Source organism: Candidatus Pelagibacter sp. HIMB1485 (genome assembly GCF_052048055.1).
In the GTDB taxonomy this organism is placed as follows: Bacteria; Pseudomonadota; Alphaproteobacteria; order Pelagibacterales; family Pelagibacteraceae; genus Pelagibacter.
In genome coordinates this window covers 128,766-150,630 of sequence record NZ_JBNAIN010000002.1, presented here as the reverse complement: position 1 = coordinate 150,630, position 21,865 = coordinate 128,766, and the positions used below count along the sequence as shown (strand labels likewise).

Annotated in this window: 21 protein-coding genes and 1 tRNA gene; 14 read left to right on the top strand and 8 right to left on the bottom strand. The window is 30.6% G+C overall.

Annotation, left to right across the window (positions count from 1 at the left end; translation table 11 throughout):
- Positions 1–2: 2 nt before the first annotated feature.
- From ACTTA4_RS03290 to ACTTA4_RS03280, 3 genes are all read right to left on the bottom strand, one after another.
- Positions 3–1,928, bottom strand: a complete 1,926-nt coding sequence (locus ACTTA4_RS03290) for an ABC transporter permease (RefSeq protein ID WP_440633516.1) — start codon at positions 1,926–1,928, stop codon at positions 3–5.
- On the bottom strand, positions 1,928–2,725 hold the full coding sequence (locus ACTTA4_RS03285) for an ATP-binding cassette domain-containing protein (protein WP_440633515.1): 798 nt from the start codon (positions 2,723–2,725) through the stop codon (positions 1,928–1,930). The genes ACTTA4_RS03290 and ACTTA4_RS03285 overlap by 1 nt, the downstream gene beginning before the upstream one ends.
- Before the next feature lie 86 nt (positions 2,726–2,811).
- Complete coding sequence (locus ACTTA4_RS03280; RefSeq protein ID WP_440633514.1) at positions 2,812–3,753, bottom strand: ABC transporter substrate-binding protein; 942 nt, start codon at positions 3,751–3,753, stop codon at positions 2,812–2,814.
- A 203-nt stretch (positions 3,754–3,956) separates the two neighbouring features.
- Between ACTTA4_RS03280 and ACTTA4_RS03275 the strand changes: the two genes are divergently transcribed.
- From ACTTA4_RS03275 to ACTTA4_RS03260, 4 genes are all read left to right on the top strand, one after another.
- A complete protein-coding gene (locus ACTTA4_RS03275; protein ID WP_075505902.1) occupies positions 3,957–5,303 on the top strand; it encodes an aspartate aminotransferase family protein in 1,347 nt (448 codons plus the stop codon).
- A gap of 31 nt (positions 5,304–5,334) precedes the next feature.
- The gene (gene ald, locus ACTTA4_RS03270) at positions 5,335–6,453 is read left to right on the top strand and encodes an alanine dehydrogenase (protein ID WP_440633513.1); all 1,119 of its coding nucleotides are present in this window, start codon (positions 5,335–5,337) and stop codon (positions 6,451–6,453) included.
- A gap of 2 nt (positions 6,454–6,455) precedes the next feature.
- The gene (locus ACTTA4_RS03265) at positions 6,456–8,900 is read left to right on the top strand and encodes a GcvT family protein (RefSeq protein WP_440633512.1); all 2,445 of its coding nucleotides are present in this window, start codon (positions 6,456–6,458) and stop codon (positions 8,898–8,900) included.
- 64 nt (positions 8,901–8,964) lie between these two features.
- A tRNA-Met gene (locus tag ACTTA4_RS03260) sits at positions 8,965–9,041 on the top strand.
- Positions 9,042–9,055: 14 nt separating this feature from the next.
- Here the strand turns inward: ACTTA4_RS03260 and ACTTA4_RS03255 are convergent.
- Both ACTTA4_RS03255 and ACTTA4_RS03250 read right to left on the bottom strand, forming a co-directional pair.
- Positions 9,056–10,336, bottom strand: a complete 1,281-nt coding sequence (locus ACTTA4_RS03255) for a tetratricopeptide repeat protein (protein ID WP_440633511.1) — start codon at positions 10,334–10,336, stop codon at positions 9,056–9,058.
- A 47-nt stretch (positions 10,337–10,383) separates the two neighbouring features.
- On the bottom strand, positions 10,384–10,911 hold the full coding sequence (locus tag ACTTA4_RS03250; protein WP_440633510.1) for an adenine phosphoribosyltransferase: 528 nt from the start codon (positions 10,909–10,911) through the stop codon (positions 10,384–10,386).
- Positions 10,912–10,944: 33 nt separating this feature from the next.
- Here ACTTA4_RS03250 and ACTTA4_RS03245 point away from each other — a divergent pair, with 33 nt between their 5' ends.
- From ACTTA4_RS03245 to ACTTA4_RS03210, 8 genes are read left to right on the top strand one after another with little or no spacing between them, the layout of a single operon-like run.
- Positions 10,945–11,817 (top strand): S-methyl-5'-thioadenosine phosphorylase, encoded by an 873-nt coding sequence (locus ACTTA4_RS03245; RefSeq protein ID WP_440633509.1) that lies wholly within the window; start codon positions 10,945–10,947, stop codon positions 11,815–11,817.
- Positions 11,814–12,884: an S-methyl-5-thioribose-1-phosphate isomerase gene (mtnA, locus tag ACTTA4_RS03240; protein ID WP_440633508.1), complete on the top strand. Its 1,071-nt coding sequence runs from the start codon at positions 11,814–11,816 to the stop codon at positions 12,882–12,884. The genes ACTTA4_RS03245 and mtnA overlap by 4 nt, the downstream gene beginning before the upstream one ends.
- Positions 12,881–13,516 carry a class II aldolase/adducin family protein gene (locus ACTTA4_RS03235; RefSeq protein WP_440633507.1) on the top strand — a complete coding sequence of 212 codons (636 nt, stop codon included), beginning with the start codon at positions 12,881–12,883 and terminating at the stop codon, positions 13,514–13,516. Before mtnA ends, ACTTA4_RS03235 begins: the two co-directional genes overlap by 4 nt.
- Positions 13,516–14,556, top strand: coding sequence for an adenosylmethionine decarboxylase (gene speD / locus ACTTA4_RS03230; RefSeq protein ID WP_440633506.1), 1,041 nt, complete (start codon positions 13,516–13,518; stop codon positions 14,554–14,556). Before ACTTA4_RS03235 ends, speD begins: the two co-directional genes overlap by 1 nt.
- Before the next feature lie 57 nt (positions 14,557–14,613).
- The gene (locus ACTTA4_RS03225) at positions 14,614–15,465 is read left to right on the top strand and encodes a transporter substrate-binding domain-containing protein (RefSeq protein WP_440633505.1); all 852 of its coding nucleotides are present in this window, start codon (positions 14,614–14,616) and stop codon (positions 15,463–15,465) included.
- A 44-nt stretch (positions 15,466–15,509) separates the two neighbouring features.
- Complete coding sequence (locus ACTTA4_RS03220) at positions 15,510–16,202, top strand: ABC transporter permease (protein ID WP_440633504.1); 693 nt, start codon at positions 15,510–15,512, stop codon at positions 16,200–16,202.
- Positions 16,202–16,879: an ABC transporter permease gene (locus ACTTA4_RS03215; protein ID WP_440633503.1), complete on the top strand. Its 678-nt coding sequence runs from the start codon at positions 16,202–16,204 to the stop codon at positions 16,877–16,879. The genes ACTTA4_RS03220 and ACTTA4_RS03215 overlap by 1 nt, the downstream gene beginning before the upstream one ends.
- A gap of 1 nt (position 16,880) precedes the next feature.
- The gene (locus ACTTA4_RS03210) at positions 16,881–17,669 is read left to right on the top strand and encodes a phytanoyl-CoA dioxygenase family protein (RefSeq protein ID WP_440633502.1); all 789 of its coding nucleotides are present in this window, start codon (positions 16,881–16,883) and stop codon (positions 17,667–17,669) included.
- Here the strand turns inward: ACTTA4_RS03210 and ACTTA4_RS03205 are convergent.
- Entirely contained in the window at positions 17,659–18,048 is a 390-nt protein-coding gene (locus ACTTA4_RS03205; protein WP_440633501.1) for a DUF6165 family protein, read from the bottom strand. The genes ACTTA4_RS03210 and ACTTA4_RS03205 overlap by 11 nt on opposite strands.
- A gap of 32 nt (positions 18,049–18,080) precedes the next feature.
- Here ACTTA4_RS03205 and ACTTA4_RS03200 point away from each other — a divergent pair, with 32 nt between their 5' ends.
- Positions 18,081–19,022, top strand: coding sequence for a glycosyltransferase family 9 protein (locus ACTTA4_RS03200; protein ID WP_440633500.1), 942 nt, complete (start codon positions 18,081–18,083; stop codon positions 19,020–19,022).
- Here the strand turns inward: ACTTA4_RS03200 and ACTTA4_RS03195 are convergent.
- Together ACTTA4_RS03195 and ACTTA4_RS03190 are read right to left on the bottom strand one after the other, a co-directional pair.
- Positions 19,012–20,064 (bottom strand): AbrB family transcriptional regulator, encoded by a 1,053-nt coding sequence (locus tag ACTTA4_RS03195; RefSeq protein ID WP_440633499.1) that lies wholly within the window; start codon positions 20,062–20,064, stop codon positions 19,012–19,014. The two genes, ACTTA4_RS03200 and ACTTA4_RS03195, sit on opposite strands and share 11 nt — an antisense overlap.
- A complete protein-coding gene (locus tag ACTTA4_RS03190) occupies positions 20,064–20,762 on the bottom strand; it encodes an IclR family transcriptional regulator (protein ID WP_440633498.1) in 699 nt (232 codons plus the stop codon). The genes ACTTA4_RS03195 and ACTTA4_RS03190 overlap by 1 nt, the downstream gene beginning before the upstream one ends.
- Before the next feature lie 117 nt (positions 20,763–20,879).
- On the opposite strand from ACTTA4_RS03190, the gene ACTTA4_RS03185 reads away from it, so the two are divergent.
- On the top strand, positions 20,880–21,860 hold the full coding sequence (locus ACTTA4_RS03185) for a tripartite tricarboxylate transporter substrate binding protein (protein ID WP_440633497.1): 981 nt from the start codon (positions 20,880–20,882) through the stop codon (positions 21,858–21,860).
- Positions 21,861–21,865: the final 5 nt, after the last annotated feature.

Here is a 21,865-nt window from a genome sequence, read left to right as displayed (position 1 = left end):
AATTAACCTTTACCTCTCCAAGGTATAGTTTTATCGATTATTTTTCTTAAAGTTACATCAAACAACAAACCAAGAAGACCCATTATAAATATTGTTATCCATATAACTTCGTACTGGAAGTATTTTTTAGCAACGTTTTCAACGAAACCAATACCAGTTGTTCCAGCTAAAAATTCTGCTGCAACCAATGTTCCCCAGCACATACCAACCGCAACTCTTATTCCTGTTAGAATTTCTGGAAGAGAATTTGGGAAAATTACATATCTTAAGATTTGTTTTTTTGTAGCTCCTAATGAGTGAGCAGCATGAATTTTTGATAATTGAGTTCCTGATGCTCCAGCTCTTGCTGAAATAATCATGATAGATAAAGAGACCATAAATAATAAAAATATTTTTCCAGAGTTATCAATTCCAAGTACAGAAATAATTAATGGAGCCCAAGCAAGTGGGGGAACGGGTCTATAAAGTTCAATTAATGGATCAAAGAAACCTTTTGCAAATCTATTAAGACCCATAAATAATCCTAATGGAACACCAATAATAATTCCAAACACTAATCCTAAAAATACCCTCATAAAAGAGTCCCAGATATGTCCGTATGGAACAGGAACTTTGAATAATTTAAAGTCACCAGTAACAACTTTTAAAACATTGCTTTTAAAGTTCTCTTTAACTATTCCATCTTTTGTATGAACCGGATATTCACCTGGCAAAATATCAGCTATCCAATCTGGTAAAACGAAGCCAATCATTTTACTAACATCAACCATTTCAATCCATAAAAGAGGAACATTTTTGTATCCAACACTTGGTTTAGACATCAATACAAATTTATTAAAAGTATCAGATGGTTTAGGTAACCATCTACCAGAACCTTGCTCTGAACAAGTAGGTCCACTTGCTACAATTGTTCCAGCAGGAAATAAAAGTATATCGATTAATCTTAATCCAGCTTGTTCTTTATTTTGTAACTCATCAAATTCTATGATTGCTGCTTGCATTTCATTTAATGCATTAGGAGGGTAGATACTTGCAAATTCTATTCTTCTTGCAATTTTAACAATATTTTTTGCATAGTCAGAAGCTATCTCTTCACTGTCATCTAAACCTTTTCTGTAAGCTTTAATGTCATCTTTAAGTTGTTTAATTGAGTTTTTGAAAGGTGGATTATGATTTTTTAATTTAAAAAACTTGTCGTCAATTTTTTTTAATTCTGCTGCAGCTGCATGAAATTTTAAACCTTTATTTGTTTGAGGTGCAGTTGGTATTTCAATTGTATTTTCAATAGAACCACTTCCAGCGTCTATTGTAGTAATTCCCCAACCACCTTGCTCATCAATAAGTTTTTGTCTTTCATTTTTTTGTGCATCTGTCTCAAAAGGATAATCTTTCTTTTTGAAGTTTGAACTTAGAAGTTTTATTTCCTCTGTTATTTCTTGAAGTTTAATTTTGGTATCCATTTCCATTAATTCTTCACTTGTTAAAAGTGGAATTAATTTAGAAGTTCTATCAATGTAGCTTACAAGAATTGTTTTTTGTTGATCATTTAGATCAGGAGATCCATTTATTTCATTTGCAATTTTTACTAGATTTTTATTTTCAATTTTAATAATGGATGTACTTTTGAATTCTCTTTCTTCAATAGGGAATTGATATTTTAAACCTAACAAAGACTCATTAATTTTAGCAACCTGACATAATTCATTTGCTGATTTTGGATAAAAACCTTTTGCAATATCCCATGAATAATAAAGCCAGAGCATTAAGATTGCACTACTTCCAACAATTACCCAGTGTGTTCCACCTTTAGCTCTTTCTGGATTTCCAAAAACAGCATCTACTTTTTCAGTTCTAATTAATCTTCTTCCATAAAGAACACATCCAATAACAGAAACGATAATTAGTATTGTTACAAATTGGGTTAACATTAACTATCTTTCCCCATTATCTCTTCTTCCATATTCCAGATCATGGATAAAATTTCTTCTCTAGTAGATGAAAATTCTTTATTTTTTTTAATTTCTCTTAAATCTTGAGTAAGACCCATTTCAGCAAATGGAAGATTGTACTCTTTATGTATTCTTCCAGGTCTTGGCGCCATTACATATAATCTTTCACCAAGTAAAAGAGCTTCTTCTACAGAGTGAGTAATTAAAATAATTGTTTTTCCAGTTTCTTTCCAAATTTTTAAAACTAAAGACTGCATCTTTTCTCTTGTTAATGCATCTAAGGCACCTAATGGCTCATCCATTAAAATTAAATCAGGATCATTGATCAAACATCTTGCAAGAGCAACTCTTTGCTGCATACCACCTGATAATTGATAGGTTGGGGTGTTACCAAATCCTTTTAGTCCAACTATATCTAACCATTCTTCAACTTTTTTTGCTGTTACTTCTGGATCTTCACTTTTCATACGAAGACCAAAGTTTACGTTTTCAGCAACTGTTAACCATTCAAATAAAGCACCTTGTTGAAACACCATTCCTCGTTCAACACCAGGTCCATCTATTTCGTTGTTGTTTAAAGTAATTTTTCCTGAAGTAGGTCTTAAAAATCCTGCAGTAATATTTAATAAAGTTGTTTTTCCACAACCAGATGGGCCAAGAACAGTAAGTAGTTCTCCTTTTTTTAAAGTAAAACTAACATCTTTTAATGCATGAACTGTTTCTCCTTTTGGAGTTTTAAAAATCATATTTAGATTTTGAGAAACAAGATCACTCATAGCGCCCTTATATTAGAAATTTTTTAAAAAAAATAGGCACTAATTTTTAAATCAGTGCCTATTTAAAAAGTTTTAAACCTTTAAAATTATAAAGGTAAGAAACTTGTGTCTACGTTACCAGATGGAGTTCCCATTCCTTTTAAGAAACCATCTAAGTTTCCGCTCTCCATAGATGCTTTAGTTTCTTCTGGAGTTAAGAATTTAAATCCACTTAAAGTTTCTTTCATATCAGCAACTTTCATTTCAGAAGCTTTTGCCATAGAATTCATATCAGATTTACCTGATCTGTATCTGTCGTTTGCTTCGTGAGTTACTTCGATGAAAGTTCTTAGCATTCCTGGATTTTCTTTCATGAATTTATCTGTAACAGATGTGATATCTATACCTAAGATACCAGCAGCTCTTGCTTCATCTACAGTTAATAATCTTGAACCAACTGCAGTTGCTGCTTTAATAGAGTTACCACCAAATAAACATGCCATTACAACATCACCACTTACTAATGCAGCAGCACCTTCTTCTGGGTCCATTTGAATGATATCCATTTTGCCTCTGTCAGCACCAACAACTTTCATACTTTCATCAAAAACGTATTCAGCCATTGTTCCTAGTGGAACAGCAACTTTTTTACCTTCTAATTCAGTAGCGTTAGCTTTTGTAATTCCAGATGCATTTGATGTTACACAAGTAGTTCCACCCATTCCGTATTCCATTGCGATATCAACTAATTTTATTGGCGCGTTAGATTTTACAGCGTTAATGAAAGGTACTAAACCTTGTGAGTAAGAAATATCAATATCTCCTGCTAACATTGCATCAGTCATAGCTCCACCGTTAGTGAAGTTTGTCCACTTAACTGGTACACCAAGAGCTTTTGCAAAATTTTTCTTCTGCATGTCCTCTAGATTTGGACTTGGCCATTCTAGAAAGTATGCAACTCTAACTTCAGTAGCTGCAGAATTTGCAACTGAAATTGAAAGGTTAAGAGCAAAAATAGATCCTAGAATAAAACTTAGTATTTTTTTCATTTATTCCCCTATGTTAATTTAATTAAATTATCGTTATTTAAATTCAATTTTGAGCGGTTGTAAAACAAAAAGATAAGTTCAATTAAAAGTTGTATACTTATGACGCATCATTTTGGGTGGTCAAAATATTTCTAGCAAACTAATTGATTTAGTCTAATAGTTGGAAATATTTATAACAGTTAATAAAGAGAGAAAAAAATTTTATGAGCTCAGAAACAAGAACTTCAGTTCCAAATTCATTAAATGAACATTGGATGCCATTTACATCGAATAAAGATTTCAAAGCAAACCCAAGATTAATTACTGAAGCAAAAGGAGTTTATTTAAAAACTCACCATGGAAAAACACAAATTGATGCGAGCTCAGGATTATTTTGTAATCCATTAGGACATGGAAGAAGAGAAATTACAGAAGCAGTTACTAAACAATTAGAGACTCTTGATTATGCTCAACCATTTCAACAAGGCTTTGGTGGATCATTTGAATTAGCTACAAAAATTTCAAAACACACTCCAGGTGATTTAAACAAAATGTTTTTCACTATTTGTGGTTCAACTGCTGTTGAAACAGCAATTAAAATCGCAATTGCTTATCATAGAGCAAAAGGAAATGCTCATAGATTTAGATTTGTAGGACGTGAAAGAGGTTATCACGGAATGAACATTGGATGTGTTTCAGTTGGTGGAATGATTAACAATGTTAAAACATTTGCAAGTATTTTAATGCCAGGTGTTCAACACATGAGGCATACACATTTACCAGAACATAAATTTGTTAGTGGTCAGCCTGAAACAGGAGGAGATCTTGCAGATGATCTAGAGAGAATTGCAAGTAACTTTGGACCAGAAAATATTGCAGCATGTATCGTAGAACCAATTGCTGGATCTACTGGTACGTTAGTTCCACCAAAAGGATATTTACAGAGATTAAGAGAAATTTGTGACAAGCATGGGATTCTTTTGATATTTGATGAAGTGATTACTGGATGGGGAAGAACAGGTTCTTCTTTTGCAAGTCATGAGTTTGGTGTTACTCCAGATTTAATGACTATGGCTAAAGCAACAACTAATGGTGTCGTTCCAATGGGTGTAGTTGCATGTAAAGATGAAATTTATGATGCAGTAATGGATGCTTCTCCAATGGGATCTGTTGAATTATTTCATGGTTATACTTATTCAGGAATTCCAGTTGCAGTAGCAGCAGGTTTAGCTGTTCAAGATATTTTTGAAAAAGAAGATATTTTTAACAGAGCAAAAAATTTAGCACCTTATTTCCAAAAAGGATTATTTTCTCTTCAAGACTTAGAGTCTGTTGAGAACATAAGAGGTTATGGAATGATGGGTGGTATTGATATGAAAATGAATACCAAACCAGGTAAAGCAGGTTATGAATGTTTTAAAGCTTGTTATGAAGCAGGAGTAAACTTTAAAGCAACTGGTGACTGTCTAATTATCGCTCCTCAATTTATATGTGAAGAAAAACATATAGATGAGATTATTGATAAACTAAGAACAGGTATTACGAACTATCAAAAAAACCAAAAGAACTAATTAGTTTTTTTTAAAGACATGGAGAGTGCTTATGAAGATAGGCGTACCTAAGGAGATAAAACCTCAAGAAAACAGAATAGGGTTAACACCAGAGAGTGTTAAAACTTTAGTTTCGGAAGGTCACGAAGTTATTGTTGAAAACAATGGTGGGTTTGAAGCTGGATTTGAAAATGATCAATATACAAATGCAGGCGCAAAAATAGCTAGCACTGCAGCTGATATTTTTAATGATGCAGATATAATTGTAAAAGTTAAAGAACCTCAAAAAGTTGAGGTTGATATGATTAGAGAAAATCAAATCGTTTATACCTATCTTCATTTAGCAGCAGCGAAAGAATTAACTGAAGGCTTAATTAAATCAAAGAGTGTAAATATAGCTTATGAAACAGTAACAGATGATAATGGGAGATTACCATTATTAGCCCCAATGAGTGCAGTTGCAGGACGTATGTCAGTACAAGCTGGTGCTCATTGTTTAGAAAAAAATCAAAGTGGAAGAGGACTTTTGTTGGGAGGTGCTCCAGGCGTTACCGGTGGAACTGTTGTAATTTTAGGTGGTGGTGTTGTAGGTGAAAACGCTGCAGTTATTGCAACAGGAATGCAAGCTAAAGTTCATATCGTTGATAAATCAGAGGCTAGATTAAAACAATTAGTAGAGATGTTTGGTGACAAAATTATTCCAGAGCAAAGTGATAAAATTGATCTTCCAAAATTAGTTTCTGAAGCAGACTTATTGGTTGGTGGGGTTTTAATTCCAGGTGCGGAGGCTCCAAAATTAGTTACTAAAGATATGATTAAAAGTATGAAAAGAGGCTCTGTAATAGTTGATGTTGCAATTGATCAAGGTGGATGTGTTGAAACAAGCAAACCAACTACTCACGGCGAACCAACTTATATTGTTGATGATGTTGTTCATTATTGTGTAGCAAATATGCCAGGTGGAGTTCCAAGAACTTCAACATTAGCATTAAATAATGCAACATTACCTTATCTAGTTAAACTTGCTAACAATGGTTATCAAAAAGCATTAAGTGAAGATAAAAACTTTTTAGCTGGATTAAATGTTCATAAAGGAATGGTAACTTATAAAGCAGTTGCAGATGTGTTTGGTCACAACTTTGTAGATCCAGGAGAAGCTGTCAAACATTAGTAATGGAAAAAAAGTATCCTTCTAGCACAAAGGTAGTTGTTGTTGGAGGTGGAGTTATTGGTTGCTCTGTTGCTTATCACTTAACAAAATTTGGTTGGAAAGATGTTGTTCTTTTAGAAAGAGATCAATTAACATCAGGTACAACTTGGCACGCAGCAGGATTAGTTAGTCAGTTAGGTCCAACAGCTGCAGTTACAAAAATTAGAAAATATACTTTAGATTTATATAAAAAATTAGAAAAAGAAGTTGATCACTCGGCTGGTTTAAGAATTAACGGAGCTTTATCTATTGCTCAAACAGATGCTAGATGGCAAGAGCTTCAAAGACAGGCAACTACGGCTCAATTATATGATGTTGATATTAAGATTTTAGATAAAGATCAAATAAAGAAAAATTATCCAATTATGTACACAGAAGATTTAAAAGGTGGAGTATTAATGCCTGGTGATGGTGCAGCTGATCCAAGTGGTGTTACACACATGTTAGCAAAAGGTGCAAGATTAGGTGGTGCAAAAATATTTGAACAATCACCTGTTGAAACAATATTAACTAAAAATGGTAGAGTTAGTGGTGTTAGAGTTAATGGGCAAGATATTGAATGTGAATATGTGGTTCTTGCAACAGGTATGTGGTCCAGACAAATTGGAGAAAGAATAGGAGTAAGTATTCCTTTGTACCCTGCAGAACACTTCTATGTAATTACAGAGCCAATTGAAAATCTTTCACCAACATTACCTGTAATAAGAGATTTTGACAGTAGTACTTATATTAAAGAAGATGCTGGAAAACTTTTAATTGGAATATTTGAAGGTAAATCAATCCCAGCATTTAATAACACTAATAAAGTTCCAGAAGATTTTTCATTTGGTGAATTTCCAGAAAATTTTGATCATTTTGAACCATATTTAGAAAAATCGATGAAACGATTTCCAGTTTTAGAGCAAGCTGGAATTAGAAAGTTTTTTTCTGGGCCAGAGTCTTTTACGCCTGATACAAATTCTTTATTGGGTGAAGTTCCTGAGGTTAAGAATTTATTTGTTAGTTGTGGCTTGAATAGCATTGGTATTGGTAGTGGAGGCGGAGTTGGAAAAGTAACTGCAGAATGGTTAATGACTGGTCATATCAATGAAGATATTTTTAATTATGATATAAAGAGATTTCAAAAGTTTCATTCAGAATTAGGTTTTATTAAAGATCGTATCACGGAGTCACTTGGGGATTTGTATGGAATGCATTGGCCTTATAAACAACACAAAACATCAAGAAATGTAAAAAAACTACCATACCATGATGAATTGAAAAGTTTTGGGGCATGCTTTGGAGTTTCTGCTGGATACGAAAGACCAATGTGGTTTGCTTTAGATGGAGAAAAAGCTGAGTATGAATACAGTTATAACTATCAAAATTGGTATCCATCAGTTGAATACGAGACTAACAATACTCTTACAAATGTTGGTCTATATGATTTATCTCCGTTTTCTAAATTCGAAATTAAATCTGATAAAGCTTATGAAGATCTTCAGAGAATTTGTACATCAAATATAAAACAGGAACCTGGAAAATGTACTTATACTCATATGCTTAATAATGATGGAGGAATTGAAACAGATCTTACAGTAGTTTGTATTGATCAAAATCATTTTAGAATAATTAGTTCTGCGGCAACAAGAGAAAGAGATAAGTTTCATATTAAAAAGCATCTATCTGAAGATGTTGAGTTAATTGATGTTACTGATGATTATTGTGTATTTGGAATATTTGGACCAAAGAGCAGACTGTTGTTGCAAGATTTAAGTTCAGATGATTTTAGCAATGAAAATTTTAAGTTTGCAAATTCAAAATATATAGAAATTGATGGAATTAAAATATGGTCCCAAAGATTATCTTATGTTGGTGAGTTAGGGTATGAACTTTATGTTAAAATTTCAGACTCTAAAAATATTTATGAGAAATTAATAGAAAAAGGTAAAAAATATAATTTATCTAATTGTGGAATGCATGCACTAGATACAATGAGAATGGAAAGTGGTTTTTTACATTGGGGTCATGACATTTCACCTGAAGAAAATCAATATCAAGCGGGTCTTAATTTTACAATTAGTTATAAAAAAGATTTTAATTTCATAGGTCGAGAAGCACTGGAAAAAATTAAAGATAAAAAAGTTGATAGGAAATTTGCTATGTTTGTCCTTAAAAATAATGAACCTGGAAAACCTCTTCTACTTCATGATGAACCAATTTATAAAGATAATAAAATAGTTGGAAGAACTACATCAGGTAATTATTCTTTTAACTTTAAAAAAAATCTAGCATTTGGTTATATAAATAACGACTATTCAGATAATGAACTTTTAAATGGAAATATTTCAATAGAAATTGAAAAAGTTAAATATCCAGCAGAAATTATCTTTAAACCATTGAAACAAACTAATTTTAAAAATAATTAGTTTTGGTTTAGATTAAAAGTTTATTGAAAAATTATTGATTTATAATAAAAGTAAGATTTTTTATGGCGGGGTAGCTCAGTTGGTTAGAGCGCGGGACTCATAAGCCCGAGGTCAGTGGTTCGATCCCACTTCCCGCTACCATTCCAAAAACTATATCAATTCGCAATCACATCAAAAGCGAGAACGATTCTATCTTCGTCAGATTTGAAAGGTATTGTGTAATGAAATAAAGATGCGGGAAAAAGACATAAAGTACCAGTTTTTAAATTAATAATTTTAAAATTTGAATTCTGAGAATTTTCTAAATCTTCTTTCTTTTTATCATCAAGAGACACAACTAGATTTCCACTATTTAAATCCATTTTTTTTGGAACATTTATATAAATACTTCCACTTAACCACCCATGCTCATGAATATGAGGTTTTATATTGCCACCACTCTTCATTTTAATTAACCATCCATCTATATAATAATTTCTAGGCCAATTTTTCAAAAAACCTTCCTCGCTTCTTAAAAATTTCTTATAGTAATTTTGAATTTCAGTATCGATTACTTTTTTTATTTTTGGAATATTATTATTTTTGTTAAAAAAAATATTATTTGCACTCTGAACACCATTAATTAATAAAGGTTGTGGATTAATTTTAAATTCATCGCTTTCAATAATATTCTTACTCGTTTTTACAAACAAATCTTTAAAATCACATATTTCATTTAAGTCAATTACTTGAATAAAATCTAATGGATTTTCACAAAATAAATTTTTTTTTCTAATACCAAATTTATTTTTTGATAAATATATAATAGAACCATTTAAGGCATTAATATTTTTATTCTTTATTTCAATATCAAGTTTTTTTGATAATTTTTCTTTATCATTTAACTCATATAAGCTTTTTAAAAGATAGCTTTGACTTTTTTTAAAATTAATATTCTTAAAAATTTTAATTGCTTTTTTATATTGTTTAATTTTAAAATATAAAAGCCCCAAATTATATTGAGCGTTTAAATAATTTTTGTCTTCACTAGGTACCATATTGTATGCATGAATAGCTTTTTCTGCTTCATTTATTTTTTCATAACATAAACCTAAATTACAATAAGCTGCAAATTGATGTGAGTTGATACTTATTAGCTTTTTAAAATTATCAATTGCATTATAGAAATTACCTTTTTCTAGGAAAACTATACCGAGATTATTGTATGCATTTTGATATGATGCATCTATTTTAATTGCTCTATTAAATAACTTTATTGCTTCATCAAAATTTCCAATTTGTTTATGTATCAATCCTAAGTTATTGTGACTTTGTAAATTTAAAGGGTCTAATTCAATAATTTCTTCATATTTACTTTTAGACTGTTCTAATTTTTGTTCATTATAAAATTCAAATGCCTCTGTAAAAAGTTGATTAATTTTTAAGTTGTTAATCATTTTAGTTGTTTTTTAAATTAATTAATTATTAGATTAAATTAATTTTTTTAATGACCTGGAAAATCAATTAAATTTTCTACTTTGTAATTTTTCTTTATTAAATTATTAGACCCTCCTAAATCAAATAGATTAATGACAAAAACAAATGCACTTACTTTAGCATCGCACATTTCTACTAATTTAGCAGCAGCTTCAGCGGTACCTCCAGTTGCAATTAAATCGTCTATTATCAAAACAGATTCATCTTTTTGAATAGAATCTTTATGAACTTCAATAGTTGCAGTTCCATACTCCAATTCAAAATCTACTGAATGCACTTCAGCTGGTAATTTATTTTTTTTTCTTAACATTATGAAAGGTTTTTTAAGAATATAAGAAACCGCAGAGGCAAATACAAAACCTCTAGATTCTATTGCAGCAATTTTGTCAATTTTATATTTTTTAGATCTTTCAATAATTTGATTAATACTTTCAGCAAAAGCTTCCTCATTCTTAATTAAGGTAGTTATATCTCTAAATAGAATGCCTTTTTTAGGATAATCGGGAATCGATCTAATATGATCTTTTAAATTCATAATACTTATTTATAAATAAATATATTTTAAATTATGACAACAAATAAATTGGGAATAATTGGTGGAAGTGGACTTTATGATGTTGAAGAATTTACAAAAAGAGAATTATTAGAAATCAATACGCCTTGGGGTAAACCATCTGATCAAATATTAAAGACAAATTACAATAATAAAGAAGTTTATTTTTTACCTAGACATGGAAGAGGGCATTTTGTTTCTCCATCGAATATAAATTTTAGAGCAAACATTGATGCACTTAAACAACTAGGTGTTACTGATATTGTTTCAGTCTCAGCTGTAGGATCTTTGAAAGAAGATTTACCACCTGGAAAATTTGTTATTGTTGATCAGTTTGTTGATAGAACTTTTGCACGAGTAAAAACTTTTTTTGATGATGAAATCGTTGCTCATGTATCGATGGCACATCCTACATCGAATGGACTAATGAATGCTTGTGAAGATGCGATTAAAAAATCCAATATAGAATATCAAAGAAATGGAACTTATGTTGTTATGGAAGGACCTCAATTTTCAACATTAGCAGAGTCTAATTTATATAGATCTTGGAAAGCCGATGTAATAGGCATGACCAATATGCCTGAAGCAAAACTCGCAAGAGAAGCTGAAATTAGATATGCATCAGTTTCAATGGTAACAGATTTTGATTGTTGGCATCCAGATCATGAAAATGTTGATGTTCAACAAGTGATTAAAGTTTTATTAGGAAATGCTGAAAAAGCAAAAGTTATGATAAAAAATTTAATTGATAATTTTGAGAACCATATAGATCCAAATGATCCAACCAATAATTGCTTAGATGTAGCTATTATTACTGCTCCGGAAAAACGAACCCAAAAAACAATAGATAAGTTAAAAACGGTTGCGGGTAGAGTTTTAAGTAAATGATAATTAAAGGAAAAGAATACCGAACAATATGGTACGAGGATAAAATAGTAAAAATAATTGATCAAACAAAACTTCCACATCAATTTATAATAAAAGGTCTTAAATCAGTTAAAGATGCAATAAATGCAATCAAAGTTATGGAAGTTAGAGGTGCTCCCTTAATTGGGGCAACAGCTGCCTACGGAATAGTTTTAGCTATTCATGAGGACAACTCTCAAGAATTTATAAACAAATGTTCAGAAGAATTAATTAAATCAAGACCTACTGCTATAAATTTAAAATGGGCAGTTGATCGTATGATGAAAAAGTTATCTGGCATCAATAGTGATCAAATTTTAGATATAGCTTTAAAAGAAGCTAAAGATATTTGTGATGAAGATGAAAAGTTTTGTGAGAATATAGGTATTAATGGATTTAAAATAATTGAAGAAATTTACAATAAGAAAAAAAGTACAGTAAATATTTTAACTCATTGTAATGCAGGTTGGTTAGCAACTATTAACTGGGGAACAGCGACTTCACCTATTTATCACGCTCATAAAAAAGGAATTCCAGTTCATGTCTGGGTAGATGAAACAAGACCAAGAAATCAAGGTGCAAATTTAACTTCATATGAGCTAAACGAAGAAGAAATTCCAAATACAATTATTGCTGATAATACTGGAGGTATCTTAATGCAGAGAGGGGAAGTTGATATGTGTATTGTTGGAACAGATAGAACTTTATCAAATGGAGATGTATGTAATAAAATTGGAACTTATCTAAAAGCTTTAGCTGCACATGATAATAAAGTTCCTTTTTATGTTGCACTTCCAAGTTCAACAATTGATTGGAATATTAAAGATGCAAAAGACATTCCTATTGAAGAAAGAAATTTTGAGGAATTGTCTCATGTTGAGGGTATTGATGAAAACAATCAAGTTAAGAAAGTTTTGATATACCCACAAAAAAGTAAAGCAATGAATTTAGCTTTTGATGTAACTCCTGCAAAATATGTAAGTGGATTTATTACTGAGAGAGGAGTATGCGAAGCTTCCACCAATGGACTAAAAAACTTATTTAAATGAAAAATTTAATTTCTGAAATTATTCGATATTCAAAAATGTTGAATACAAAAAAATTATCAGCTTTAAGATCTGGAAATATTTCAGTAAGGTATAAAAATGGTTTCCTAATTACCCCTTCTGGAAAAAAATACTCAACTTTAAAAAGTAAAGATATAGTTTTCGTTTCATTAGATGGTAAGTTTGACAAGAAAAAAGGTATTCCATCTTCAGAATGGAAATTTCATCAAGATATTTATAAAAATAAAAAAGATGCTAAAGCAATTGTTCACGCTCACTCAACAAATGCAACTGCTGTATCTACTCATAATAAAGGAATCCCTTCTTTTCATTACATGGTTGCAATGGCTGGTGGCCATGACATTAAATGTGCAAAATATGCAACCTTTGGAACAAGAGAGTTATCCAAAAATGTTTTAAGAGCTTTAAAAGGTAGAAAAGCTTGCTTAATTGCAAATCACGGTCAGATTGCATTTGAAGATAATTTACCAAAAGCTTTTGAGTTAGCTGAAGAGGTTGAAAATATATCGCTTCAGTATATAACGAGCCTGAAATTGGGTAAGCCGCGAATTCTTTCTATTGCAGAAATGAATAAAGTTTTATCCAAAGCTAAAAATTATAAAAAGGATAGCTAATGACCAAAGTTGGAGAGCACATAACTTTAGACATCATTGGAACCACAAAAGAGTACGAACCCTCTGTTTATGAAAAAATAATTCATGAAATTGCAAAAGCTGCAAAAGTAACAATACTAAATATTTCAAAATATAAATTTGAGCCTCAAGGTTTCACAATATTGGCTCTTTTAGCAGAAAGTCATATTAGCTTTCATACATTTCCTGAAAAAGGAATTATTAGTTTTGATTTTTTTACTTGTGGAAAAGTAAGTCCATCAGTTGCAATTGATATAATTAAAAAAGAATTTGAACATACAAGAATTGTTAAAAAAGAATTTAATAGAGACACAAAATCACTATATCATGACATTTATAGCTCTCCAGGTTTGCAAAAATCTTATGTTGTAAATGATGTTTTAGAAGATTTTAAATCTAAAGTTGGTCAACATATTGAAATTTTAGATCTTGAGCAGTTTGGAAAATCATTATTTATAGATGGTGAAATCCAAGTTGCTGCAACAGATGAACACTTATACAGCTCTACATTTGTTGGTTCAGGTTTAAATCTAAACAAAGATAATGAAAGGGTAGCTATAATCGGAGGAGGTGATGGTGGAGTTGCAAGAGAATGTATTTCTAAAAATTTTAATTTTATCGATTGGTATGAGTTAGATCCAGAAGTTGTAGATGTTTGTAATAAACATCTTGGTGATATTGGAAAAAAAGCTACAGAAAAAAATTCAGTTAAATGTGTATGGGGAGATGCATTTGAAAGCATTAAATCAGTAGCTGATGATACTTACGATCATATTTTTGTAGATCTAAATGATGACCAGTTTTGCATCGACTTAGCTGCAAAAAATATGGATTCTTTGGTTAGAATATTAAAACCAAAAGGAGTAATTACAGCTCAAGTTGGTAGCCAAGATAAAAAACCTAAGCAAGTTGATAACTGGTTAAATGTATTTAATCAAAATTTTGGTAATGCTAAATTATCTAGAGTTTACATACCAAGTTTTGATTGTGCTTGGAATTTTTCGTCATCAATAAATCATTAATTTTTCTTTTTTCTTTCTAAAAATTGTGAAATAATTATTCCAATTAAAGGAGAAAATATGAATATATTCAAAAAAACTATTTTAACAGTTCTAGCTTCTTTTTTGATCATCGGAAATGTTTCTGCTGAGAAAATTAAAATTGGAACTGAAGGTGCTTATCCTCCATGGAATTCAAAAGATGCTTCTGGCAATTTAATTGGATTTGAGGTTGAGCTAGCCCAAGAGCTTTGCAAAATTATGAAATATGAGTGTACAATCGTTGAGCAAGATTGGGATGGAATGATACCTGCGTTAGTAATGAGAAAATTCGATGCAATCATGGCCGGTATGTCAATCACTGATGAAAGAAAGAAAACTATCACTTTCTCACAAGGTTATGCTGATGAAGTTGCATCTCTTGCTGTAATGAAAGGTTCAAGCTTAGAAGGCATGGATACACCAGAGGGTATCAACTTATCTTTAGGTGGGTCAGATGTTAAAAAAGCTCTAAAAACTTTAACAGGAGCTCTTGCTGGAAAAACAGTCTGTACTCAAACAGGTACAATTCACCAAAACTTTTTAGAGTCTGGTGATGTTGGGAGTGTGAATGTTAGAACTTACAAAACTCAAGACGAGGTAAACTTAGATTTAACTTCTGGAAGATGTGATGTTGCACTTGCTGCGGCTGTAGCATTTACAGATTATGCAGATAAATCTGGTAAGCCAGTTGTTTTAGTTGGACCAACTTTTTCAGGTGGAGCATTTGGAAATGGAGTTGGTGTTGGAATCAGACAAGCTAGTGATAGTGCTATTGGAAAAAGAGACGCTAAAATCTTAAAAGATTTCAATAAAGCAATTAACAAAGCTAGAAAACAAGGAATTATTAGCAAACTTGCAATTAAACATTTTGGTTTCGACGCTTCTATGTAATTAATTTTGGATTTGGCGACTATAATATATAGTCGCCAATCTATATGGAACTTCTTGCATTTGGAAAAACAGGTTGGGGTGATGAGTTATTTTACGCAACCTTAATGACAGTTGCTGTATCTGTTACAGCAATGTTTGTTGGGTTTCTTTTTGCTTTAATTTTTACTCCGCTTAAACTTTCAAAGTATAAAACACTAAACTTTGTAGGTAATTTTTACACCACAGTAATTAGAGGTGTACCAGAACTATTAGTAATATATTTATTATTTTTTGGTGGGAGTGGTGCAATCATGTATGTTGCATCAATATTTGGTTATTACGAATATATAGAGATTAATGCATTTATCACTGGCGCAGTTGCTATTGGTATAATTTCAGGAGCTTACTCAACAGAAGTTTTTAGAGGAGCTATTCAATCAATAGATAAAGGGCAATTCGAAGCTGCAAAAGTTTTAGGAATAAACAAGTTTGGTAAATTTTATAAAATTATTCTTCCTCAAATGTTAAGACTTGCGATTCCAAATTTAAGTAATGTTTGGCAAATTACTTTAAAGGACACCTCTTTAATATCAGTAACTGGTTTGGTTGAAATCATGAGACAGTCTTACATTGCTGCAGGGTCTACAAGAGATCCATTATTTTTTTATTCTTTTGCAGCAGTTTTATATTTATTGCTCACTTACATAAGTATGAAGTTAATTAATAAATTAGAAGCAAAATATAGTAGGGGTTATTAATGGATTTTGATTTAATGATCACTAGTTTTCCAAAACTTTTAGGAGCAACTGTTATTACTTTAAAACTTTTATCAGCTTCTTTATTTTTTGGATTATTCCTTGGACTATTTTTTGCAATTTTAAGATTAAACAAAAATATATTTATTAACAAATTTGCTTATGGATACTCATATGTTTTCAGGGGCACTCCGTTATTAGTTCAAATTTTTATTATTTACTTTGGTTTAGGACAAATTGAATATTTAAGATCAACAGTTTTATGGGTTGTTTTAAAAGAACCTTATTGGTGTGCAATTATTGCTTTTACATTAAATACAGGTGCTTATACCTCAGAGATTTTAAGATCTGCATTTCAAACTATAAAACCAGGAATTATTGAAGCTGGAAAAAGTCTAGGTATTTCAAATAAAATTATATTTTATAAAATTCAAATACCTATTGCTATTAGACAATCACTTCCTGCATATGGAAATGAAATTATTTTAATGATGAAAGGTACTTCATTAGCAAGCACCGTAACACTAATGGACTTAACTGGTGTTGCAAAATACATCATATCAACAACATTTAAACCTATTGAAGTATTTATTGTAGCTGGTGGAATATATTTATTTATGACTTTTGTTATTCATAATGTGATTAAGTATTTAGAAAAAAAATATAGCTTCCAACAATAAAATGTATCTTTCTCAAAAACAGATTGATGATTATCAAAATCTTGGTGCAATAATAATTAAAGGTGCATTTCAAGATTGGATTGAACCATTAAGAAATGGTTTTCAAAAAGTTTTAGACAACCCTAGTAAACATGGAAGGGAAAATGTGAGTGTGAATGAGGGAAGATTTTTTGAAGATTATTGCAATTGGGAAAGAATAAAAGAATTCAAAAATTGTATGTTTAATTCTCCTGCAGCTCAAATAGTTGCTGAGGCTACAAATTCAAAATCTATAAAGATTTTTCATGATCATCTTTTTATTAAAGATCCAGGTACAAATAAAGAAACACCTTGGCATCAAGACATGCCATATTATTGTGTTGATGGAGATGATACAGGAAGTTTTTGGATACCATTAGATGAAGTAAATAAAGAAAATAACCTTAAATTAATTTTAGGATCACATAAATGGCAAAAACTTTTAAGACCTACTAAATGGTCTAACGATCAACCTTGGTATGAAGATGATAGTTCATTTATGAGTCTTCCAAAAAAAGAAGAATTTGAGGAAAATATATTAGTTCCAGACCTAAAATTAGGTGATGCAGTTTTGTTTAATTTTAAAACTGTTCATGGTTCCACAGGAAATCAAAGTTCTCAATCCCGTAGAGCATTCTCTATGAGATTTATAGGTGATGATGTTACTTTTACTGAAAGAGGTGGTCCAACATCACCACCATTTGATGGAATTAATTTAAAATCAGGAGATCAAATGAGGGAGGATTGGTTTCCAAAAGTTTTTAGTAACTAGTATACTCTTTAATTTCTTTAATAGCAGAACCAGTATGGTTATTCATTTCTAGTTTTATTTTTGCACGATCATCATTTAAAAAATGAACATCTCTAGAAAGTTTTATAAATTTTTCTCCAAAATCTTTATTTTTTTCACAATCTCTTTTATCATCTTCAATAACCCAAAGTTTGGCATTTATATCTTTTAAGTCTTGAAATAATTTTTCAAGCTTCTCATCAGACTTAACATTTTTTTCTAACTGATTTTTAAGAATAGAGTGTTCGTTATTTATGAAATTTAATTTTTCTGGGTCTTTTATTTTACCTTGTTTGATTTCTAATATTGAAATCTTGTCTAAAAGCTCTCCAACAGAAACCTCGACTATAATTTTATTCATAAAACTTTATACTATGTTAAGTTGTTAGAATTATGTCTAATATTTTAATTATTAAACATGGATCTTTAGGCGATATAGCTCAAGCATGTGGGGCAATTCAAGATATTTCTGAAAATCATAAAGAAGATCAAATTCATTTATTAACAACCAAACCTTATTTTGAACTATTTAAAAAAAACCCACATATTTCAAATGTTATTCTAGATAAGAGATTGTCAAAGATTAACTTAATTTATTTATATTTACTAATGAGAGAGATTAAAAAACATAATTTCTCAAAAGTTTATGATCTTCAAAATTCTAGCAGAACATCATTTTACAAAAATATATTATTTCCTAAGGCTGACAAAACCATCTGGTGTTCAACAGAAACAACTCTACCAGAAGGAACAACTAAAAAAGATTTTGATAAAGATTCTGTTCTTTCAAGATTTGATCATCAGTTAAAATCTTCAGGAATTAATACCAATCATACAATGAAACCAGACTTTTCATGGAGTACAGTTGATATTTCAGAAATAAAAAATAATTATGAATTAGTTAAATACATAATACTTTTTCCTTTTTGCTCACCTCATTTAACTTCAAAGAAATGGCCTTACTACAACGACCTAATCTCTTTAATAAATGAAAAATTTGAAAATAAATTTAAAGTTGTTACTGCACCTGGACCAGATGAAATTAAAGATGCAAAAAATATAAATGCTTTATGTGTTTTAGATAATGGTAAAGCTTTAAATATTTCGCAATTATCTGGATTGATTAAAGATAGTTCGTTTGTCGTTGCTAATGATACTGGACCCGCTCATATAACCGCACACTTAGGATCAAAGGGTGTTGCTTTATTTGGTTCACATACAACTCCTTTTAAAGTCAGTATTGAAAGAGATAACTTTAAAGCGATACAAGCCCCTGAATTATCAAAACTCTCAGCAGAAAAAGTTTTTGAAAGACTTTCTGAAATTATTTCTTAATTTTTTCTAAAACTCTTAAAAATATTGGAACTGTGAAAAGTATAAAAAGCAATCTTATTATATGGTGAAAAGCAACAAAGTCTGGGTCTAAATCAAAAGCAATTGCTATAACTGCCACTTCATAAATTCCTCCAGGACTAAAAGATAATATTAAAGTTAAAATATTTGTATCAACAAAGAATGTCGCAAGATAGGCTGCAATCAAACCTAATACTACCAAAATAGTGGTAGCAACAATACTATGAAGAGAATTATTGGCTATCTCTTTAACAGTTTTTTCAGCAAACCTACATCCGACAGAAGAGCCAAGAATTAGCAGACAAAAATTTACCGTTTCATCTGGTAATTTATATGAGGCTATATCTGTAATTTGTAATAAACCACTCGCAAATAATGTTCCAGATAGTAAAGCAGCAGGAATTCTAATTTTATCAAAAACAAAAATAAAAAATAAAGATACAACAATAAGTAAAATTAAATTTAAATGATTTTGAGCTAAATAATTGAAGTTATCATTTAACAAAACATTGTTGTCAGTATTATTAACTATAATAAATGGAATGACGGTTATAATAATTATCAATCTAATTAAGTGAGAGGTTGCAACTTGAGATAAATCCGTTTTTTCATTTTCAGCTAAAATCATTAAAGGACCCAGGGCACCAGGAGCTGCCGAAAAAATGGAAGCTTTTTCTCCATAACTAGCAAATTTTTGGAGGTATTTAGCAACAACTAAAATACAAATTATTATGTAGATTAGCATAATTAGTGAAGTCCAAATCCAATCAAACATTTGATTAAATAGATTTTGATCGATGTAATTTCCAATATGCAAACCTAAAATTATCAAGATAAAACTTAACACAATTTTAGGCATAATGATTTTTAGTCCTGACAATGCAGCAATTGAAGTGATTATCATTGGCCCTAAAAACCATGCTAGAGGTATATTTAAATATTCTGCAAATATTGCACTAGGAAAAGCAATAATTAAAACAGAAATAAATTTAACTGTGAAAATTTGATTAATCTGTTTTAGCATTATCTAGTTTGAATTAAATTCTTTTCAATTTTTACTCTAGATGACCTAAGAACATTTAGAAAGTTAATACAGTTTTTTTTATTAAAATTAGAAATATGACCAGCAACAGTTAATGCACCAAGAATTTGATTTTTTTTTCTAAATATTGGAACTGATATAGATGCCATTTCAGAATCTCTTTCTCCAAAAGTCATAGCATATCCATTTTTTAACACGTCATTTTTATCTTTAATTTCTAAATTATTATAAGCCGACAAAACATGACCACTTGAACCTTTGTTAATAGGTTTTTTGCCTCCAATTACTTCTTGGTGTCTTATTGATTTGTTAGGTGAACTTGATTGGATACATACTCTTACATCATTTTGTCTAACAAAAAAACTTGCTGTCTCTTTTGTTTTGGATGATATGAAATCTAATTCAGCTTTAATAGAATTTTTTAAATTAAAACTACTTTCATAAATTTCAAATAATCTTGGGATTGTATGACCAATTTTAAATTCACCACTTTTTATTTTTCTAATGTATCCAAAATTCTCAAGTGATTTTGATATTCTTGAAATTCTACTTTTATGATCTCCTGTAATATTAGCGATCTTTGTTATAGTTAAAGCTTCATTTTTTTCGGTAAAACAATTTAGTATTTCTAAAGCCTTATTTACAGCATCTACTCCAATAGTTTTTTTGTCAGTTTTCATAATGTTCTATTAATTAGAATATATTGTTCTATTCAATAGAACAATAGTATTTATTTATTTAGACAACGGTCATTAAAATAAATTAAATCCAATTAAATTAAATAGAGAGGGAAAATAATGAAAAACATAAAAAAACTATTTTCAGTATTATTCTCAGCAATCCTATTATTCTCAGCAACAACTACTAGCTCAGTAGCAATTGATAAATTGCACTTTGTAATCGGTGGTGGTGCTGGTGGTGGTTGGGATGGAACTGCTAGAGGTACTGGAGAAGCTTTAACAAAAGCTGGTATGTTAAAAAGTGCATCATTTGAAAATATGTCAGGTGGTGGTGGTGGTAAAGCACTTGCTTACATGATTAATACTAAACCTGCTAATACAGTTTTAGTTCAATCTACACCATTAGTATTAAGATCAATTACTAGACACGAAGGTTACGTAAAAGGTAGTGGAACTTTATCTTATAAAGATGTTGTGCCGATTGCTGGTGTTATTGGTGACTACGGTGCTATTGCAGTTGCAAAAAACTCACCTTACAAAAACTTTAAAGATGTAGTTGATGCATACAAAAAAGATCCAAGCTCAATTAAAATGGCTGGTGGATCAGTAAGAGGAAGTATGGACCATTTAATTGGTGCTTTAGCATTCCAAGCTGCAGGTGCAGATCCAAATGCTGTTGCATACATTCCTTATGATGCTGGTGGAAAAGCTTTAGCAGGACTTTTATCTGGAGAAACTCAAATCATTTCAACTGGTTTAGGTGAATTGATGGGTGCAAGAGATCAAGTAACAATTATTGGTATTACTGCTCCTTCAAGAGTTTCTGATGCACCAGATGCACCAACTCTTAAAGAACAGGGTTACGATGTACAATTCGTTAACTGGAGAGGTTTCTTTGGCCCTCCAGGTATGAGCAATGCTGATAAAGCAGCAATTGCAAAAATGCTTGGCGATGTACAAAAAACTCCTGAATGGGAAACAGTGAGAGCAAGAAATGCATGGGTTAATATTTATAACCCTGAAGGTAAGTTTGTTTCTTTCTTAGAAAAACAAACTGAAGAAATGACAGCTCTTATGAAAAAACTAGGAGTAATCTAACCTTT

Bases quoted from the DNA above. Each gene is read 5' to 3' on its own strand.
- ACTTA4_RS03290 (WP_440633516.1), bottom strand. From the start codon at position 1,928: ATGTTAACCCAATTTGTAACAATACTAATTATCGTTTCTGTTATTGGA.
- ACTTA4_RS03285 (WP_440633515.1), bottom strand. From the start codon at position 2,725: ATGAGTGATCTTGTTTCTCAAAATCTAAATATGATTTTTAAAACTCCA.
- ACTTA4_RS03280 (WP_440633514.1), bottom strand. From the start codon at position 3,753: ATGAAAAAAATACTAAGTTTTATTCTAGGATCTATTTTTGCTCTTAAC.
- ACTTA4_RS03275 (WP_075505902.1), top strand. From the start codon at position 3,957: ATGAGCTCAGAAACAAGAACTTCAGTTCCAAATTCATTAAATGAACAT.
- ald (WP_440633513.1), top strand. From the start codon at position 5,335: ATGAAGATAGGCGTACCTAAGGAGATAAAACCTCAAGAAAACAGAATA.
- ACTTA4_RS03265 (WP_440633512.1), top strand. From the start codon at position 6,456: ATGGAAAAAAAGTATCCTTCTAGCACAAAGGTAGTTGTTGTTGGAGGT.
- ACTTA4_RS03255 (WP_440633511.1), bottom strand. From the start codon at position 10,336: ATGATTAACAACTTAAAAATTAATCAACTTTTTACAGAGGCATTTGAA.
- ACTTA4_RS03250 (WP_440633510.1), bottom strand. From the start codon at position 10,911: ATGAATTTAAAAGATCATATTAGATCGATTCCCGATTATCCTAAAAAA.
- ACTTA4_RS03245 (WP_440633509.1), top strand. From the start codon at position 10,945: ATGACAACAAATAAATTGGGAATAATTGGTGGAAGTGGACTTTATGAT.
- mtnA (WP_440633508.1), top strand. From the start codon at position 11,814: ATGATAATTAAAGGAAAAGAATACCGAACAATATGGTACGAGGATAAA.
- ACTTA4_RS03235 (WP_440633507.1), top strand. From the start codon at position 12,881: ATGAAAAATTTAATTTCTGAAATTATTCGATATTCAAAAATGTTGAAT.
- speD (WP_440633506.1), top strand. From the start codon at position 13,516: ATGACCAAAGTTGGAGAGCACATAACTTTAGACATCATTGGAACCACA.
- ACTTA4_RS03225 (WP_440633505.1), top strand. From the start codon at position 14,614: ATGAATATATTCAAAAAAACTATTTTAACAGTTCTAGCTTCTTTTTTG.
- ACTTA4_RS03220 (WP_440633504.1), top strand. From the start codon at position 15,510: ATGGAACTTCTTGCATTTGGAAAAACAGGTTGGGGTGATGAGTTATTT.
- ACTTA4_RS03215 (WP_440633503.1), top strand. From the start codon at position 16,202: ATGGATTTTGATTTAATGATCACTAGTTTTCCAAAACTTTTAGGAGCA.
- ACTTA4_RS03210 (WP_440633502.1), top strand. From the start codon at position 16,881: ATGTATCTTTCTCAAAAACAGATTGATGATTATCAAAATCTTGGTGCA.
- ACTTA4_RS03205 (WP_440633501.1), bottom strand. From the start codon at position 18,048: ATGAATAAAATTATAGTCGAGGTTTCTGTTGGAGAGCTTTTAGACAAG.
- ACTTA4_RS03200 (WP_440633500.1), top strand. From the start codon at position 18,081: ATGTCTAATATTTTAATTATTAAACATGGATCTTTAGGCGATATAGCT.
- ACTTA4_RS03195 (WP_440633499.1), bottom strand. From the start codon at position 20,064: ATGCTAAAACAGATTAATCAAATTTTCACAGTTAAATTTATTTCTGTT.
- ACTTA4_RS03190 (WP_440633498.1), bottom strand. From the start codon at position 20,762: ATGAAAACTGACAAAAAAACTATTGGAGTAGATGCTGTAAATAAGGCT.
- ACTTA4_RS03185 (WP_440633497.1), top strand. From the start codon at position 20,880: ATGAAAAACATAAAAAAACTATTTTCAGTATTATTCTCAGCAATCCTA.